Source organism: Acidimicrobiia bacterium (assembly GCA_035471805.1).
In the GTDB taxonomy this organism is placed as follows: domain Bacteria; phylum Actinomycetota; class Acidimicrobiia; order Spongiisociales; family JAHEDJ01; genus JAHEDJ01.
Genome location: DATIPS010000039.1, coordinates 1 through 2861, shown reverse-complemented (window position 1 = coordinate 2861; position 2861 = coordinate 1). Strand labels below are relative to the sequence as shown.

General features: G+C 64.4%; 3 protein-coding genes. 2 read left to right on the top strand and 1 reads right to left on the bottom strand.

The window, feature by feature from the left end:
* Positions 1-221: 221 nt before the first annotated feature.
* Positions 222-1160 carry a malate dehydrogenase gene (mdh, locus tag VLT15_08345; protein HSR45224.1) on the bottom strand — a complete coding sequence of 313 codons (939 nt, stop codon included), beginning with the start codon at positions 1158-1160 and terminating at the stop codon, positions 222-224.
* An 87-nt stretch (positions 1161-1247) separates the two neighbouring features.
* On the opposite strand from mdh, the gene VLT15_08340 reads away from it, so the two are divergent.
* Positions 1248-2390, top strand: coding sequence for a hypothetical protein (locus VLT15_08340; GenBank protein HSR45223.1), 1143 nt, complete (start codon positions 1248-1250; stop codon positions 2388-2390).
* The coding region (locus VLT15_08335; GenBank protein HSR45222.1) for a dihydrodipicolinate synthase family protein at positions 2387-2861 on the top strand (475 nt) is incomplete at its 3' end. The genes VLT15_08340 and VLT15_08335, both read left to right, overlap by 4 nt.

The window sequence follows — 2861 nt, the reverse complement described above, 5'->3', positions numbered from 1 at the left end:
CGCTCGTCATCTGGAAACGTTGATGTTGCCGAGTACACCGCGAGAACCAGCGGTGGGCTCGACGCCAAACATCGAGTCGCCGGTAGTCCTGCAAGACAGCCTCCTGAGTAATGCTTGGAGCATCATCTCAGGAGGCTGTGACAGGCCGTCAGAACCTAGAACCTAGAACGTAGAACCCGTCTCTGACTCGCGACTCGCGACCCGCGACTAGCTACTCGCGACTACGAGTAATCCACGTTGTGCAGTTCGCTGACGTTGGCGGCTACTTCTGCGGCGGCTTCCCTCAGAGCGGCCATCTCGCTGTCGGTCAGCGGGAGTTCGACGACCTGCTCGACGCCGTTGGCACCGACCTTGGCCGTCACACCCAGGTAGCCGTCGTCGAGGCCGTAGGCGCCGCCGGTCCAGGCGCAGATCGGCAGTTCCTCACCGGAGTCGGTCAGGATCGCCTTCACCATCGCCGCAGCTGCCGACGACGGCGCGTAGTAGGCGCTGCCCGTCTTCAGCAGTCCGACGATCTCGGCGCCGCCGTTGCGGGTGCGGTCGATCAACGCTTCGATCTGCTCTGTCGAGAACACCTCGTCGAGCGGCTTGCCGCCGACGCTGCACTGCGAAGGAACCGGGACCATCGTCGGTCCGTGGCTGCCCAGGGTCAGTGCTTCGACCTCGAAGATGTCCACGTCCGCCATCTCGCTGATGAAGTGAGCGAGCCGGGAACTGTCGAGGATGCCTGCCTGGCCCATCACCTTGTTCTTCGGCAAGCCGGAGACCTCGGCGGCGAGCGTCGTCATGTGATCGAGCGGATTGGTCACGACCACCAGGATCGCGTCGGGCGAGTAGTTCATTATCTGCTCGGTGACGCTCTTGACCACCTTGGCGTTGACGGTCAGGAGGTCCATCCGGCTCATACCGGGCTTGCGAGGCGACCCGGCCGTGATGACCACGACCTCGCTGCCGGCAGTGTCCGCGTACTCGTTGGTACCCACCACCAGGGTCCGGTACTTCTCCACCGGGCGAGCCTGGTTCATGTCGAGGGCGAGGCCTTGAGGGATTCCCTCGAGGATGTCGGTCATGACCACCTGGTCGACCAGATCCATCCGGGCGATCTTCTCAGCAGTCGTTGAACCGTATTTGCCGGCGCCGACAACTGTAACTTTGCGCACGTCTACTCCTCCGATGGGGTCGGTCTTTCAAAGCGTAGCCATCGGCCACTCCCCTGACTCGGGTCCTTCGGATGCTATGAAGGGGACGTGCGACCCACCTCCGTCCTCAAGATCTGTGCCCTGCTGGCAGTGATTACCGGCTGCTCAACTTCCCAGCCCTCGACCGGACCGGCGGATTCGGCGATCACGGTGATCTCCGTCGACCTGGACGACCCGGCAACTCAGCGTGCGCTGGGTTCCCCGCCGCCGGAAGGAATCGTCTGGCAGAGGTCTGCCGGTGAACTGACGATCGTCGGTCGCACCGCCGCCGCCGAACCGGAGGAGATCGAACTGGTCGACGGCGCCCTGTCAGACCTGCCGGCGAGCCTCCTCGCCGCCGCCGAGCCGCGCTTTGTGGTCCGAGTCGCCAACGTAGCCGGCGCCGAGACTCTGGCGGCCGCAGTGACCGTGACGTTCGGACCGGACATCTATCTGCTCGATCGGACGTTCAGCGACGGCACGCGGAAGACCTCCCGGCTCGACCTGACCTACGCATTTGCCCACGAGTTGGCCCACGTCGGGCAATGGAAAGCCCTCGACCCCGCTCATGTGAACCGTGTCCTCTCCGGTCAGATACCCGGCGTCCGGCTCGAGGCCGGATCCAGCCTGGTGCGCGATTTCGCGGTGGCGGTCGGCTGGATCGATGAATCGACCGACCCGGACCAGCCTGCCTGGCGGCTTGCCCAAGGAGCCTCTCCAACCCCCTACGGAGCGACGAGCCCGGTGGAGGACCTCGCCGACACGGTCGCTCTCGCCGCCGTCGGCCGGACGAACTGGATCGACGAGGCGCGCCTCACCTGGATCGGCAACTGGCTCAATACCAACACCGACGCGCTCGCGGAGGGCATGCCGTGGATTCCGGTGGGCGCAGAAGAAGTGTTTTCACCAACTCCGCTGTTCGACGAGTCGCTGGCCGCCCGCCTGGCCGCCGACCGCGCTGCAGCGCACATCGAACCGGCTTCATTCGTGTTGTCGAATCCCCTGATTGCCGTTGCCGTCGAGGGCGTCGAGACACAGCTCCGCCGTCGCGGCCTCGAAGGGACTCTCGGCCTGATCGGCAACAGTTCGTTTCCCCGCTACCAGGGCACCTTCGTGCGCCCGGACGGCGTGGTTTTCCTCGTGGAGCTATGGGACTTCACCGAGACCGGCGAAGACAATGAAGCGGTGCTGACTTACGTGGTCATCTGGTGAGCCGCTACCGTATGCCGATGCGAACACCACCAAGAATGATGCCCGCCCTCGTCACGCCGTTCACCAGCAAAGGCAGCCTCGACCTCGATGCCCACGCCTTCAATCTCACGGCCATGCACGAGCGCGGTATAACCGGCTTCCTCCTCGGCGGATCTACCGGCGAAGGTCCCTACCTCGAACCGGGAGAACGCCACGCACTGCTCGAGACGGCCAGGTCGGCAATCGGGGAAGCTCCCTTCCTGATCGCTGGGATCATGTCCGAGTCGCTACGCGGCGCGATCGCCCAAATCGAGGAGGTCGAAGCGGGCGGTGCGGACGCGGTGCTCGTCCTCACCCCCACCACACTGACGCGGGGACGCGGCGAATACGTGGAAGGCTTCTTCAAGGATGTAGGCAAAGCATCGAAGCTTCCGGTGCTCATCTACTCGGTCCCGGTCTACAGCGCCTACGAACCGTCGATCGAAACGATCG